The 14,277-nt window shown below is 66.3% G+C and carries 15 protein-coding genes and 1 tRNA gene; 7 read left to right on the top strand and 9 right to left on the bottom strand.

Going from position 1 to position 14,277, the window contains the following annotated elements; genetic code table 11:
* Nucleotides 1-84: 84 nt before the first annotated feature.
* The gene (locus MJ607_RS15005; protein ID WP_279234769.1) at nucleotides 85-981 is read left to right on the top strand and encodes a serine/threonine-protein kinase; all 897 of its coding nucleotides are present in this window, start codon (nucleotides 85-87) and stop codon (nucleotides 979-981) included.
* On the top strand, nucleotides 974-2,356 hold the full coding sequence (locus tag MJ607_RS15010; RefSeq protein ID WP_243076414.1) for a hypothetical protein: 1,383 nt from the start codon (nucleotides 974-976) through the stop codon (nucleotides 2,354-2,356). The genes MJ607_RS15005 and MJ607_RS15010 overlap by 8 nt, the downstream gene beginning before the upstream one ends.
* Here the strand turns inward: MJ607_RS15010 and MJ607_RS15015 are convergent.
* A complete protein-coding gene (locus MJ607_RS15015; protein WP_243076415.1) occupies nucleotides 2,313-3,050 on the bottom strand; it encodes a hypothetical protein in 738 nt (245 codons plus the stop codon). The two genes, MJ607_RS15010 and MJ607_RS15015, sit on opposite strands and share 44 nt — an antisense overlap.
* Before the next feature lie 331 nt (nucleotides 3,051-3,381).
* Entirely contained in the window at nucleotides 3,382-4,806 is a 1,425-nt protein-coding gene (locus tag MJ607_RS15020; RefSeq protein WP_243076416.1) for a ParB/RepB/Spo0J family partition protein, read from the bottom strand.
* A gap of 351 nt (nucleotides 4,807-5,157) precedes the next feature.
* Here MJ607_RS15020 and MJ607_RS15025 point away from each other — a divergent pair, with 351 nt between their 5' ends.
* Together MJ607_RS15025 and MJ607_RS15030 are read left to right on the top strand one after the other, a co-directional pair.
* Entirely contained in the window at nucleotides 5,158-5,415 is a 258-nt protein-coding gene (locus tag MJ607_RS15025) for a hypothetical protein (protein ID WP_243076417.1), read from the top strand.
* Complete coding sequence (locus MJ607_RS15030; RefSeq protein ID WP_243076418.1) at nucleotides 5,412-6,419, top strand: zeta toxin family protein; 1,008 nt, start codon at nucleotides 5,412-5,414, stop codon at nucleotides 6,417-6,419. Before MJ607_RS15025 ends, MJ607_RS15030 begins: the two co-directional genes overlap by 4 nt.
* Before the next feature lie 32 nt (nucleotides 6,420-6,451).
* Here MJ607_RS15030 and MJ607_RS15035 read toward each other — a convergent pair whose 3' ends face one another.
* The 4 genes from MJ607_RS15035 to MJ607_RS15050 form a co-directional block, all read right to left on the bottom strand.
* Nucleotides 6,452-6,661, bottom strand: a complete 210-nt coding sequence (locus MJ607_RS15035) for a hypothetical protein (protein WP_243076419.1) — start codon at nucleotides 6,659-6,661, stop codon at nucleotides 6,452-6,454.
* Nucleotides 6,662-6,677: 16 nt separating this feature from the next.
* Nucleotides 6,678-6,932 carry a hypothetical protein gene (locus MJ607_RS15040; RefSeq protein WP_243076420.1) on the bottom strand — a complete coding sequence of 85 codons (255 nt, stop codon included), beginning with the start codon at nucleotides 6,930-6,932 and terminating at the stop codon, nucleotides 6,678-6,680.
* A gap of 112 nt (nucleotides 6,933-7,044) precedes the next feature.
* A complete protein-coding gene (locus MJ607_RS15045; RefSeq protein WP_243076421.1) occupies nucleotides 7,045-8,091 on the bottom strand; it encodes a hypothetical protein in 1,047 nt (348 codons plus the stop codon).
* A complete protein-coding gene (locus MJ607_RS15050) occupies nucleotides 8,084-8,341 on the bottom strand; it encodes a glutaredoxin family protein (protein ID WP_243076422.1) in 258 nt (85 codons plus the stop codon). Before MJ607_RS15050 ends, MJ607_RS15045 begins: the two co-directional genes overlap by 8 nt.
* A 111-nt stretch (nucleotides 8,342-8,452) precedes the next feature.
* Between MJ607_RS15050 and MJ607_RS15055 the strand changes: the two genes are divergently transcribed.
* Both MJ607_RS15055 and MJ607_RS15060 read left to right on the top strand, forming a co-directional pair.
* On the top strand, nucleotides 8,453-9,055 hold the full coding sequence (locus MJ607_RS15055; RefSeq protein WP_243076423.1) for a hypothetical protein: 603 nt from the start codon (nucleotides 8,453-8,455) through the stop codon (nucleotides 9,053-9,055).
* Between the two features lie 231 nt (nucleotides 9,056-9,286).
* Nucleotides 9,287-10,441: a tyrosine-type recombinase/integrase gene (locus MJ607_RS15060; protein WP_243076424.1), complete on the top strand. Its 1,155-nt coding sequence runs from the start codon at nucleotides 9,287-9,289 to the stop codon at nucleotides 10,439-10,441.
* Nucleotides 10,442-10,457: 16 nt separating this feature from the next.
* On the opposite strand, the gene MJ607_RS15065 is transcribed toward MJ607_RS15060, so the two are convergent.
* Nucleotides 10,458-10,546: transfer RNA gene (locus tag MJ607_RS15065), tRNA-Ser, on the bottom strand.
* Nucleotides 10,547-10,760: 214 nt separating this feature from the next.
* Here MJ607_RS15065 and MJ607_RS15070 point away from each other — a divergent pair.
* Nucleotides 10,761-11,474 carry a hypothetical protein gene (locus tag MJ607_RS15070; RefSeq protein ID WP_243076425.1) on the top strand — a complete coding sequence of 238 codons (714 nt, stop codon included), beginning with the start codon at nucleotides 10,761-10,763 and terminating at the stop codon, nucleotides 11,472-11,474.
* A gap of 64 nt (nucleotides 11,475-11,538) precedes the next feature.
* Here the strand turns inward: MJ607_RS15070 and MJ607_RS15075 are convergent, their stop codons facing one another.
* Together MJ607_RS15075 and MJ607_RS15080 are read right to left on the bottom strand one after the other, a co-directional pair.
* Nucleotides 11,539-12,840 (bottom strand): LCP family protein, encoded by a 1,302-nt coding sequence (locus MJ607_RS15075; protein WP_243076426.1) that lies wholly within the window; start codon nucleotides 12,838-12,840, stop codon nucleotides 11,539-11,541.
* Nucleotides 12,841-12,843: 3 nt separating this feature from the next.
* On the bottom strand, nucleotides 12,844-14,097 hold the full coding sequence (locus MJ607_RS15080; protein WP_243076427.1) for an LCP family protein: 1,254 nt from the start codon (nucleotides 14,095-14,097) through the stop codon (nucleotides 12,844-12,846).
* Between the last annotated feature and the right edge of the window lie 180 nt (nucleotides 14,098-14,277).

The following is a 14,277-nucleotide window of genomic DNA, read 5'->3' on the forward strand; positions in this document are numbered from 1 at the left end:
CGCCTGTCTGTCGGGTTCTCTCCCTCGGACTTCTCGGGACGCAAGTTCGGCATGGAGTGCCATTGTCGAGGGGCCGCTTCGGTAATGTCGGCTCGTGTCCGGATCCATCCGCGGGGGGTTAACGATGGTCAGCACGATTTCGACGATTGCGTACTCCGAGTGACACAACCTCGGTACCCGGCGGCAGAAGTCTCTGCTGCGCTCGGTGCCGCTCGCGTGTCGTTTCTTGGCCGGGGCGCGTTCGGCGACACCTGGCGCGTGGACGACACCGCCGTCAAGATCATCTGTGAAGACGGCTACCCGCCGGAGCGGGTTGCCCGCGAGGTAAGCGGTCTGCTTCGAGTCGATAGTCCGCACGTGGTCAGGCTGCTCAACGTCGGGGCGGTCAAGTTGGGCGGCACGATGCGCCCAGCCCTCACCTTCGAGTACATCGACGGCGGCGACTTGGAGTCGGCACTCGGAGTAAGGGAACGTCCGACCGGGCGAGAAGTGGAAGATCTGCTTGTCGGACTACTCATGGGTCTGAGAGACATGCACTCGGCCGACGGCACTGTGCACCGGGACATCAAGCCCGGCAATGTCGCCCTCAGGAACGGTTCCTGGTCAGACCCGGTGCTCCTCGACCTGGGCCTCGCACGTTCGATCTCCGAAACGACGGTGACGATATACCCGGGACGGATCGGGACAGCACCTTACATGGCGCCAGAGCAGATCCGTGGGGAACGAGCGCGCAAAGCTGCCGATCTGTTTGCTGTCGGTGTGACCGTGCGATTGGCCGCGTCCGGGAGTCACCCCTTCTACGACGAAACTCGGGCGTACACGTGGGACGAAGCGCTTCAGGCCATCGAGGCCGGCCCTTCCGCGCTTCCATCAAGCGTTGGTCCCCGGGTCCGCACGGTACTTGATCGCCTGGTCAGCTACCAGGAGTTCGAGCGCGGCAGCGCCACGAGCAATCTTCAGCGGTTGGAGCCAAATGAGTGACACCAGCGATAAGGCCGGCGACGAAGAGGATTTCGACTGGGACGAGGAGACCGACGGCGTCGCGTCCGACAGTCTCGAGGATGACCTTGATCTCGCACCGACTGCTCAGACGTTCGCCCCACGTGGCGTCCTTCCCGATGGAGCGACAACTGTCGTCCTGAGTGGTGCGGGGGCAGGATCAGCGATCGTCCCACATGAGGTGCCGAGGGAGCAAGATGCGGTTGCGCTCCTGAGTCGCGACTCGGCTTTGTCGCGCTCGAGCCCCGTTTTCATGGTCCACCGACCTCACCAAAACGGCATTCTTATGCCTCGGTTGCTGGCAAGCGTGGCGTCGGTGACCCGGGGCCGCGTCGCTGCAGCCGCCTCGGTAGCCTTGCCGCAGGCAACGAACGAGTCGCTATCGACGTGGCTCTCGAGTTGTGTGGTCGCGTCCGTGACGATGGCTGACCCACTCGGTTACCTGAAGGATCCCACGATCGTACGGGTGCCCGCGGTGTCAGACCGCGCACGTCGCTGGCGGCCGTACTTGGCCGAGGCGGGGGACGACATCCCATCTTTGCTCGAGCTTCAACGGACGGTCGGGGCGAACCTGCTACTCACCCCGGGTCGAGCGCTTGACCCCACGAACGCTCAGACTGCACTCGATGCTGCGTTCGCCCAAGGTGACGATGCGCTTGCGAACCTGGGGACCGGAGAGCGGTTGGCGCTCAATCTAACTCTGCCGGCGACCTGGCTGTCGAGCGAGTCGCTGCGGGCGAAGCTCTTTGCGCAACTGCTCGACCAGGAGCAGTTCGACGTCTGGCACATCCGTGTCCAGTGGCCGTCCACCGTTCGCTCGCTCCACCAGCCACTTTCGCTAGAGCTTCTGACCGGATACAAGCGACTATCGCAACTCGCTGCCGACGAGGGTCACGCGCTCCTGCTTCCGCAGACGGGCCTGACCGGTTGGTTGCAGCTCGCGTTTGGAGGACACGGCTTCGGCTCGGGCTTGTTCGGTTCCGGCCAGGCTTTTAAGGAGCACTCGCAGGGAGGCAGCGGCGGTCAGCCGGAAGTGGAGCGATACTTTGAGCCGACTCTGTTGCACCCAGTCGAGCGCGCAGTCCATGATGCCATGCGTCGCGCAGACGGTTACGTGACGTGCGACTGCCCCTACTGCCCTGCGCTTCACGCGAAGTCCGATTGGGATCACACTCTTGCGCGTTTGCATCTCATGCATTGGCAGGGCCGACTCGCCGGTCGAGCATTTGAACAGGGGAAGTCTCAAGAGGCCGCGATTCGCGGGGCCGTGCGAGCAGCGGTCGACGCCGCCGCGGCGCAGCCTCTTGCCGGCATCAGCTTGCCGCGGCACCTAACAATCTGGGATCAGCTCCTGTAGTCGCCAGTAAGCGTTCGCCGAACACGATCGGGACATCACCCGACCGGCGGCCCTCACGGTAGAGAGCGACCGCGCGCTCGACCAGAAGTTCTCTCCCGGGCTTGCGCGATCGGCGCTCTCCCGGGGGGATCAATTTCATGACCTCGCCATCTGGGGATACCGACAGGAGCCCGACCCCGTAGGTCAAGAACCAGCTCTCGTGGCGTCGAGCCGTGCGCGACGAGACCTCATCGAGAGCCACCCACGCCGCATCCGCTACGCCAGCGTGCCGCGAAGCCTGACTTACTGCGCCACGCCAATCTCGCAACTTTGCCTCGATCGTGATCGTTCGACGCGCAAGTGAGCGATATCTGTAGGCGATCCGCCACCCTTCATTGTCCCGGACGAGATGATTGCCATCGACAAGTTGAGGAAGAACTGATCGGCGGAGATGTGTCGCGCCGACTCCGGCGATCTCCGACAGGCCGTCGACGCTCCACACGCGGCTGAGGGGATTTCGGGGCCGGGTCATTCCGAGCATGATGCGCATCTGCACTGGCTCGAGGAGCGGCGTTGTCGATCCGCGATCCGCGATGGCATCGAGATCGAGCGCCAACGCTACAACGTCCGGCACGCCAGCAGTCGAAGGGACCTCGAAGAACACCGTTGCACCGCGGGTCAAGCCGACCGCGTACTTTTCGAGCGGCTCCAGCATGTCCGCCTCCGTTCGGAAACGGGTCGGACCAAGGGAAGCTGCTGGCATAGGACGAGTGTATGCACTCAGGTCCGTACCGGGTCGAGCGGGACGCGCAGCGGTCGACCGACTGCCCGACCCCTGCATTGCAGATCACGGTCCGATAAGTCGCCGCTTGCGGCGGGCCCGGCCAGTGGACGGCGGCATGCTCGTAAGCGAGTGGGAGGCAGCGTGCCGTTCAGGGCGTCATGATCGGTGCCGCAGCCGCCCGCCTCCAGTTGGTAGAGCCACCGCGCGGTGGTTCTTGAGGCGCGCGCTCGCCGGCGGGACGCCGGTGAAGGGCCCGACAGCCCTATTCGTCGACCGGGTCGTCGACTGGCAACGACCCGTGGGCCTGTGCCCGGTCGCTGGCTTTGACGTTCGTTTCAGCGTGCAGGGAGTGATCGGGGACGAACTGCTCGACGTCGCTGAGCGCGTATCCCCACTCCGCAAGCCGGGTGAAGTAGTCCGCATCGCGGCTGGTGGGGTGATGCCACGTTTCCCGGCTCGTGGCTGATTCGATCCCGCCCAGGACGATCGCGAGGGTAACGTGCTGCGCCCGGGTCGGGTGCTGCGCGAGGAGCTCGGCGATGTTGTCCCGGCCGGAGTACAGCTCAGCAGGGTCGAGGCACAGCAGGTCGTGCGCGAGGACGTTGCCTGCGCTGATCGCCGCGCCGATGGTGTGCCGGTGGAACGTGAGCGCGTGCGCGACCCAGGCGGCGGCATCCTTCGGAAGCGTCTTCCGGGACAGGAAGGTGGCCAGCCACTCGCGACGCACAGTTTCAGCGGATGCCCATGCCTTGTTGTTGGCGATCAGGGTGCGGCGTTCTTCCTTCTGCTCGTCGGTCATCGGCCCGTTCCCGGAACCGGAGCCTGACGCCTTCTTGAAGCCGGCTGCTTTCGGGTCGGCGATCAGGTAGGTGGCTTGCACTCCCCCGTCCCAGCCGGCCCACACTGACGCGGCGCGCCCGTCGGCGTCTGCGATGTCGTCGGCGGTGACCCGCTCCCCCTCGGCGGTGGTCAGTTCGCTGATGCGGGTGTACTCGCCGTCGTAGAAGTAGTCCTTCTCGAGGATCGTGAACCCGCGCGCGGTGAGGTCCGCTTCGGCGTCGGCCTTCGCCTTCGCCCGTGCCTTCTCGTCCCGGGCACGCTGCGCCGCGTGCGCGAACTGCGCGGGGTCGGTGGTCGCCACCTCGATCAGCTTCTCCCGCGCGTCCGGGTCGTCGTCGAACTCGATGAGCACAGCGGCCTGGTCGAGGGTGAGCGCGTGCTGCTGAGCGGCGGACGCGGCGACCGGGTTGTCCGCGACGGCGAGGCCTGTCCTCACCTCGACCTGCTTGGTGCCGGTGCGCTTGGCGATGGTGGCCACGCCCAGCCCTTCGAACACGAGTTGCTGGAACGCGGCGGCGCGGTCGGCGGCGGTGAGCGACTCGCGGTGGTCATTCTCCACCATCTGCTGGATGATCCGCTCCGTAGTGACGTCGTCGGCGTCGACCACGTACACGGGGATCGCCTCGATGCCGGCTTCGATCGCGGCGAGCGTGCGGCGCTGCCCCGCCCGGACGATCACCTGCTCGCCGTCACGCCGGGCGAGGACAGGAGTGAGGACACCGTTCTCACGGATGCTCTGCACGAACTCCTTGGTCAACGGCGCGCTCGGCCGCACGTTCTCTTCGACCACCAGGCTGTTCGGGTCGAGGTGCTCGATGGTGCCCCGGAGGGCGGTGGGGGTGGACATCGGATCTTTCTCCGTTCAACTGTTCTTGTTCGCCTTTCTGGCAGGAGGATCGAGAGTGAGCGAAGGCGGCGCAGCGCCGGTCCGAGGATTACCGGACTGAGCGAAGCGAGGGAGGATATGCCGCAGGACCGGCGCGGAGCAGCCGGGAGCGAACTACGATCGGCCGGCCAGGCAGACGGACACCGGCGACCTCGCTTGGTCTCGAACACTCACTGGTGACTAGTTGCGAGTCGCGCGGATGGCGATGCGGGTGCGCTGGTCGGAGACCTCGGAAAGAACATCGCGCTCAAGCCCGAACCGGGCGCGGCAGGCGGCCTTGGCGACCTAAGTAGACTCCTGGTCGGAGGCTCGATGATTGCCGATCGGTCGGCGTGGCGCGCGAACGACGCCGTCGCATACGACGCTCTAAGCGATGCGGCGAGCGCGGCGATCGCGACGCTGTTTCAACTCGCAGACGAGGGCATCCTCGAACTCACTCAGGCCGTGCGCGAGGCGACTGAGATCCGACGCGAAGTCTTGGACGTCGACGGGTACGACCGGGACGCGGTCGACGCAGAGCGGGAGAGTCTCGAGCAGCGGACATCTGAGCTCAGGGGCAGGTCGTCATGACCGACTGGACACCGTCGGAACCAGAGCAGGTGCGGATCTTCGAAGAACGGATCGCGCCCGCTGTCTTCCCTCACGCGCCGGCTGACAGCCCCACGCTGGTCGTGCTCGACGGACAGGTCGGTAGTGGCGCGCCTGCAGCAGCATCCCGACTAGCGACTGAGTACCCCGAGGGCATCGCGATCGTCAGCAATGAAGGCCTCACCGCCTTCCACCCTCACTTCCTCGAGCTCTCAAGATCGCGTTCCCCCGAAGCGACGCGGCTGCTTGCTGAACCGACCGCGGGTTGGATGACGAGCTCCCTCCGTCATGCACGGACTACGGGTCGTTCCATGCTTCTGGAAGGCACATTCCAAACGCCGAGCGCCGTACTGGCCGCTTGCGATGTCTTCGCGCAGAGCGGGTTCGCGACACGGGTGGTCGTTGTGGCTACGCCGCGGGCCGAGAGCCTTCTGGCCGCGGCATCCAGATACATGCTCGATGTGCGAGCGGGTCGCGGAGGTCGGTTCACGAACGTCGAGTCTCACGACTTCGGCTTCGATGCCACGGGCGCGCTCACCGCCACCCTTGAAACGTCGCCGAGCGTGGATCGCCTGACGATCTTGGGGAACTACGATGCGGTCTTGTTCGAGGCGGAGAGGACGGATGCCTCGAGCTTTGCGGGTGCGACGCAAGCTCTGAGGCGAGGTCAAGCTCGATCGATGTCGGCTCCTCGGTCAATGCGTTGGCTTTCGGAACTCCGGGCCGTGACCGACTTCGCACTCTCGATGGGCCGGCCATCCAGCCCGGTTGGCGAGCTGCTCATCGAGCTTCACACTGTCGCCCTGGCGGAAGTACTCCCCCGAATGCCGCTCCCCACCGACTCGCAAGCACGAACAGCCGCGGAGGCGACCCTGACACGTCAGCTCGTCGAGCTTCGCAGGACGGTTCCTGTCGAGCGGCCCGCAGTCGATGTCGCTGCACCGGTTGTCGCTCCGTCGGGTCCGGATCGCGGGATCTCGCGCTAGGAGTTCGCGACCTTCAGGGAATGCCCGCGGCTTCAGACTCCGGTGCTCACGCCGAGAGAAGATCCGACTGCGAGCGCGGCAAGGAAGACGACCACCGCGACCACGGCCATGACAGTGATGATCCGAACCACGGCGCGCGCGCTGCCGCGTATTGCCGCCGCGCCGAGAACGGGGAGCGCAAGGATAAGGACGACACTGCCGACAGCGGTGACAAGGAGTCCCACCGTGTTGATGCTGTCCATTCCCATTTCGCTCTCCTCAGTCATCCGCAGCCACTGCGAGTCGGCGCACGAGTGCCTGGCGCGCGCGAGTCGGATCAACGATCGTCGCCCGGATGAGGCCCCGCAGGACCGATCGCTCAGGCTCTGTCACTCCGGCGAGGGGTTGCATGCACCAGTCGAGATCCTCGTCGATGGTGTACCCCGGCTCGGCGTCCGGCCTCCCCGCGTAGTACGTGACTGCGGCGACAGCGGTGCGGTAGAGCGCCTCTTCGTTATGAGCTCGGTCGGTCATGAGGGTCTCCGTTCGTTTGTGATTCTGGTGCGCGCGGGTGACACGCGCCGTCGATCTGGCGGCCGGTGGAATTGGTCGTCGAACTCGTAGCTGGGGAGGATTTGTGAATCGGTCATCGCGACAGCCCCGTGCTTGCCCCTTGTCCGTCGATGTGGAGCGGTGCGGCAGGATCTCGGAGTGTGACGCTCCGCCGCGGGAACTGGCGCAGCCGATCGTTGATCTGCCGACCAATCTCATCCAGTCGCTCGTTCTCCACGCCGTCGCGCTCAGCGTCCAGTCGTCGGCGCAGCCGATCACGAATCCGATCCGCCCCGAGCCGGTCTGATAGGCGATTCGCCCGATCCTGTGGAGGAATCGTGTAATACGAGCGCGCCCGAGCACGAGCGCAGTCCCGCTCCCACGCGTCGAGCATCTCGGCTGGCGTAGGTGGTCCAGCGCTCATCCGCGCGATCTGCGCGGCAGAGAACTCGCGATGGAAGAACTCGTCTGCGGCCTGCTTGTTGGCGAGCGCCTCATCTGCGGTCGTTCGATGCAGCCGCCAGGCGGGTAATCCGTCACGGCGGCGCTGCGCCTCGCGGGCTCGATAGCGCCGTTGCTGCTCACGGCTGGCTTCGGGATCTTTCGCCCACTTCTCATGCTTGCGCTTGAGAACTGTCGCGGAGTTCTCGGCATAGTAGGCACGCATCCGAGCGGTTCGCTCGACGGCATTGGCGCGGTAGCGCTCGCGATCCTTCGCGTTTTGCTCTTCCCGATGGTTGTCTCGCCAGCGCTTCAGCGCTTCACGCTTGACGGCGCGGTAGTGCTCGGGATCGGTTTCTCGCCGCTTGGCTCGGTACTTGCGCTGCCGATCGAGCACGCGCTGCGGATCCTTCGCGTACTCAGCCCGCGACTTCTGCCGTCGCGCCTCCGCGCGTTCGAGTCGGGTAGCCTCCCGCTTCTCTTCGGCCTCACGTTGGGCCCGCATGGCCTTCCGTTCCGTCTGTAACCGCGCGTTGTAGTCGTGTTGCTGGGCCGCGATCTGCTCGCGATGCAATGCACGGTACTTCGCGCGGTACTCGGCGATCTCGGCGGCGTGGGTACGGCGGTACGCCGCCTTATAGGCGCGGACCTCCTCCGCGCGTCGCCTGCGGCGCTCGTCGCTCGACTCGTCGTCAGCCATGACGCCGCCCGAGGCGTTGCGCGAGCCGGTCGATGAGATCGGGGCGGAAGCCCGACCAGTGGTCGTTCTCGTCCACGACGACGACCGGTGCTTGCGAGTAGCCCAAGTCATCCGTGACGTAGTCGCGGGCGACAGCGTTCGCCGCGTCTGTCAGATCGACGTCGGCGAACTCAAGCCCCGCCGAGGTCATGACCTGCTTAGTCATCCTGCACTGCAGGCACCCGGAGCCGGTCGTATACACGGTGATCATCGAAAGCCGCCTTGTCTATCCGAAAAGTGCTTCTACCTTAGAGAAGCACTAAGTGATACGCTTCCACAAGATCCACTGCAGAAGCGCCGTGCGGTTAGACAAACTAGGGAGGTGAAGGTCGACGTGAAGACACTCGATGGCGAAGACGTGACGGTCGCTCATGCCACTCAGCCGGTCGGGTCCGCACTGCGCATTGCGCCCGCATTCAGGGCCACAACGACGGATGCTGCGCTCGGAATCGAGACGGCCATCACGGCGCACTATCTACGACGCGATGGTCGGTACGTCATCAGGAGCGTGACGAACTCCGCGACGCGCGACGATGTCGAGCTGAATTACCTCACTGTCGCGAAGGTCGGCATGCAGGCGATCGTGCAGACGGCCGCGCCTCGCTGCATCTTCCTCACACTTGATGATGAGCGGGATCCGCTCGCCACCTGGGTGAGCCTGGACGAGCTGACTACGGCCGAAGGTCGCATCCTCCCGCCATCTCTCGCAGCCGAGGTCGTCAAGCGAGGCGGCAGTGAGGCTCGCATGGAGGCGGTCGAACTGCTCTACGGCAGCGCAGCTCTCGCCGGGCTACCGCCGGCACAGCTACTGCAGAAGGAACTCGGCATCCCTCACCGCACGGCGTCGCAATGGATCATCGACGCACGCAAGGCAGGGCGGCTCGACGGAATGAACTTTCACGCCGGCCGACCTGCAGGTGGTTAGAAACACACAACGCCCGCTACCGAGTGCACGCATCCCGGTGGACCAGCCACCGCGCGAGGATCCGGAGTGCCTATTCTGCTCCGAAGCGCGAGCGGCTCGGCTGATCGGCATCCATCGGACGACCCTTCGCGCGCTCGCTCTCGCAGGCAATGCGCCCGTGGAGCCGCTCACGATCGCGCATCGACGCCTCTACCCTCTCGCGGACATCCGCCGGCTCGGGCATGTCGAAGCATGAGTATTGAACGACGCAAGACCAGCGCGGGTGCATTGCGCTACCAGGTCCGCATCAAGCACCACGGTCGCATCGTGGCGATGGAGACCTTCGTGCGCAAGTCAGACGCCGAGGCCTGGGAGCGCGAGCAGTATCGAGCCCTTCAGTTCGGCGAGTTCATCCCCCCGAGTCAGAGCAAGAAGACATTCGCGGAAGTGGTCGACGAATTCCTGGAGTCACGCGTCGGCCAAGTCGCACCCCACACATGGCGCACCGACCGCGACAACCTCGCCAACACGCCGGTGAGTTGGGCGCGCCTTCCGATCAGCGCCATAACAGAGAGCGACATCCTCGAACATCTCACCGAGCAGCTGCAGGGCAAGGCGCACTCGACGGTCGCTCGCGCGCGAACCTCTCTGAGCGCGCTGTTCCAGTTCACCATCCGGGAGAAGATGCGCACCAAGAACCCGGTGCGCGCTGTGCCGATGCCTGCTGGCGAGCAGACAGCCGTGACCCACGACATGGTCGACCCGCCCACAGACCAAGAACTCGCTGAGATGCTCGAACGCCAGCGTGAGGTCAATCCAACCATGGCCGAGATCAGCGAGTTCATCAGCCTCACCGGCCTCCGGTGGTCGGAACTGCGAGCCAGCCGCATCGGGCGACTCCAAGATGTCCCGTACCCGGGGCTGCGTGTGTCACGCGCCCAGTCAGATGGATACGCCGAGAAGGGACCCAAGACGAAGAAGTCGCGTGTCGTCCCCCTCACCGGGAGGGCGAACGAGATCGCCCGCAAACATGCGGGCACGAGACGCGGCCACGACTATCTGTTCGTGACACCGACAGGCAAACAGCTGCGCGGCAATGGCTTTCGCAAGGCGGTGAAATGGCCGAAGACATCACTGGGCCACACGATTCACGACCTGCGCCACTACGCCGCCTCCAACTGGCTGCGTGCCGGAATCCCCGTGCACCAGGTCGCCGGATGGCTGGGCCACAAGAACCCCGCGACGCTACTGCGCATCTACGCGCACGTACTAGGCGAACACCAGGAGATTGCGGCCCTCAAGCACCTCGACAAGTCAGCGGTTCGCGCTGAGTTCGCGCGCGACCTCCCGGATGCGAACCTTCGAGCTGCATTGATGGTCGATGCAGCCGATGAAAACCAGCTCTGACCAGGTTATTTTCTTGCGGAGACGGAGGGATTTGAACCCTCGGTCCCCGTAAGGGGACTCCACCTTAGCAGGGTGGTGCACTAGGCCGAACTATGCGACGTCTCCAGGCATCCGAACGGCCACGGCCGACGCATGCGCCTAGCAAGCATAACTGCTCATGAGCGGCACCACGAACCGGGCCGAGCATGGTGGGGCGGGCGCCCCGCACGAAGTGGTCGACATGCCCGCAAACAGGCGCGACACGTCGGGCAGGGTACGTCGTCGGATCCCGACCCGCAAGGCCCGTGCTCGCGCGAGGGCGAGAGGCGAAGCTCGCTGTATGGATGCAGACAGGTCCGCACGCCCGTTCGACCCCATCCGTCGGGACGACGCCGGACGCCCTTTCGACACCCGTCGTCCGTACGAGGCCTCGGCGACCACTGCCAGCGACGGGACGCGACCGGTTTCGGCGACCACGGCGAGCCGGAACATCCGCGACGAGGTGCTCGCTCGCGAAGAGGAGCGCTTCGGCGGGATGAAGTTCGGTTCGGCGTTCTTCGGCTGGCTCACGGCGATGGGACTCGCGGTGCTCCTGACCGCGCTCATCGCGGCGATCGGCGCTGCGGTCGGGCTCACGGCTCCCGGGAGCGCGGAGGACGCCGCGAATGCCGCCGCCGAGAACATGGGCGTCGCGACGATCATCGGGGCGATCGCCGTCGCCCTCGTGCTGTTCATCGCGTATTTCGCGGGAGGCTACGTCGCGGGACGCATGGCACGATTCAGCGGTCTCAAGCAGGGCCTCGCCGTCTGGCTCTGGGCTGTTGTCATCGCGGTCCTCGTCGCCGTCATCACGGCGATCGCCGGCACCCAGTGGGACCTGCTGTCGACGCTCGACGCGTTCCCCCGCATCCCCGTCACCCCCGAATCGGCGACGACCACCGGCATCCTGACTGCCGTCGGCGCCGCCGTCGTGACACTGGCCGGGGCGCTGCTCGGCGGCATGGCCGGCATGCGATACCACCGCCGCGTGGACCGCGAGGGCTTCGCCGATTGACGGATGCCGCACGGCACCCGTCGGGTCACCCTGAGCCGCGGCTCCCCAGGCCCGGGACCCGCGATCAGTACTGCGGCTGGGTGCAGGTCACCTGGGCCGCCGTCTGACCCGCGATGGTCGACGGGAGGTCGACGCGCTGCTCGGGAACGACGGGAGCGGCATCCGTCGCCGAAGGGGTTGCCGAGGCGCTCGGTGTCGCCGTGGGTGCCGGCGCGGCGACCTCTCCGGTCACCTCGACGCCGTAGCCCTGGCTCGCGTCGCCCGTGAGGGTGAGCGGCTGGTTCGCGCGCAGAGCCTCGAAGAGCACGCCCGCGGCGGAGGTCACCGGCAGCAGGTCGCTCCCGTCGACTCCCACGCGGGGCCGGTAGTAGGTGGGGTACTGCACGAAGACGATGTCGGCGTAGTCGACGTCCTTCACGGCCATCGCGATCTGCACCATGAGCTGCGGGTTCGTGAGCCCCGAGCTCAGTACGAGCTGCCCCTGCGTGACCTGCGACAGCGCGGTCGTCGCGAGTGTGAAGAGCACCTGCGGGTTCGCGAGCACTGCACCAGATTGCAGCTTGCGCACCATCGACGACATGAACTGCTGCTGGTTCGAGATGCGACCGAGGTCGGACCCGTCGCCGATGCCGTGGCGGATGCGCAGGAACTGCAGCGCCTCGACGCCCTGAAGCGTGTGCGGGCCCTCGGTGAGGTGCAGGCCCGTGTGCGCATCGCTGATCTCACCCGCGACGCACACGTCCACGCCGCCGATCGCATCGGACATGTGGATGACGCCGGTCCAGCGGATCGCGGCCGCGAATTGGATCGTCTCCCCCGTGAGCTGCTCGACGGTGCGCACGGAGCAGCCGAGTCCTCCGTAGAAGTAGGACGCGTTGATCATCGTCGAGCGCATCGCGCGCGACTCCCCGCCGTCCGGCTGTGCGCAGCCCGGGATGTCGACGAGCATGTCGCGCGGGATCGAGACGACCGTCACGCGCCGCGGGTTGTCGCTGATGTGCACGAGCATCGTGACGTCGTTCCGCTCGCCCGGGGAATCCTTCAGGGCGCAGCGCGGGAAGAGCGCGACATCCTGTCCCTCGCACGAGTCCGTACCGACGAGCAGGAGGTTGACGCCGCCTTCGATCGCCCCGAGCGACGGCGGGATGGCCTCGTCGGCGTCCAGCACGACGGCGTTGTCGGCGATGGCGGATGCCGCGTTCCAGACCGAGAACGCGGCGACGCCGGTCACGCTCGCCATCACGACGAGGACCGTCACGCCGACGATCGAGAGGATGAAGAGGAGCGGATGCGGCGTCCGCAGCCGCCCGTGGCGGGCGAGTGTCTCGCGCCCGGGCTGCGAGGGCCGGGTGCCGGGGGCTGCCAAGCGTCAGCCCTTGACGTTGCCGTTGGAGCAGGTGTTCTGCGCGGCCGTCTGTCCCGCGATCGACGAGGGCAGCTCGACGGCGGGCGCGGCGGCCGTCGCTGACGGATCCGGCGCGGCCGTCTCGGCGGGCGTCTCGGGCTCGACGACCACGACGCCGTCGCCCTGGCTCACCTCACCCGTCAGCTGCAGCGGCTGGTTCGTCGCGAGAGCGTCCCACAGCGCCTGCGCGGCGTTCTTGTTCGGGACGACGCGGTTGGGGTCTTCGGGATCGCCGTTGACGGGGTACTGGATGAAGACGATCTCGTCGAACGGCACGTTCTTGACCGCGAGCGCGATCTGCACGAGCGTGAGCGGGTTCGTGAGCGTCTGCGACGGGGTGATGTTGTCGACAGCCGTGGTCGCGAGCTTGTAGAGCGTCGCGGGGTTCGAGAGCACCTCTTCGCTCACGAGCGTGCGGGCGAGCCGCGACATGTACTGCTGCTGGTTCGAGATGCGGCCGAGGTCGCCGCCGTTGCCGACGCCGTGGCGCGTGCGCAGGAACTGCAGCGCCTCGATGCCCTGGATGTTCCGCATGCCGGCGGGCCAGTCGATGCCGGTGTACTTGTCTTTGATGCCGCTCGCGAGACACACGTCGACGCCGCCGACGGCGTTCGTGATCTCGATGACGCCGCCCCACGTGATCTTCGCGGCGTACTGGATGTCGAGCCCTGTGAGCTGCGACACCGTCTTGACGACGCACGGCAGGCCGCCGTACATGTATGCCGAGTTGAGCATCTGCTTGCTCATCGCGGATCCCTCGGAGCCGTCCTCGCGGGTGCAGGCCGGGATCGGCACCATGAGGTCGCGGGGGAACGAGATGACCGTCACGCGGCGCGGGCTGTCCGAGATGTGGACGAGCATGTTGACGTCGTTGAGCTCGCCCTCGGCGTCGGCACCCGTGCAGCGCTCGCCGAAGTAGGCGGCGTACTGCTCTTCACAGGCATCCGTCCCCGCCAGGAACAGGTTCACGCCGCCCTCGATCGCGCCGATGTCGGGCGGAACCGAATCCTGGCCCTCGAGTTCGACGGCGTCCGTGACGAAGCCCTGCGTGAGATCGATCGCGGCGTAGGCCGCGACGCCGACGCCCGAGACCAGGACGACCGACAGCATGATCGCGATGATCTTCGCGACCTGGGCGAACGGATGCGGCGACCGCAGCTCTCCGTGCCGCGCGATCGTGCGACGGCCGCGCTCGGCAGGCTTGGTCGTCTGGCTCACTCGGGTCCTCTCGGCGGTCGGATACCGGAGGATCTGGCCGGCACCCGGTTCTCGGCGATCGTCAGGCAGGCCTTCGGAGGGTCTGCCGAGCAGGGGAATCCGTCCATATTCTCATGCGCGTCTGTGCCGACGCTGAGTGGACGCGCGCAGGCCCGCGCGAGCTGGTGAACGGCAGACCCG

It is taken from the genome of Microbacterium sp. SS28, from assembly GCF_022761035.1.
GTDB lineage: Bacteria > Actinomycetota > Actinomycetes > Actinomycetales > Microbacteriaceae > Microbacterium.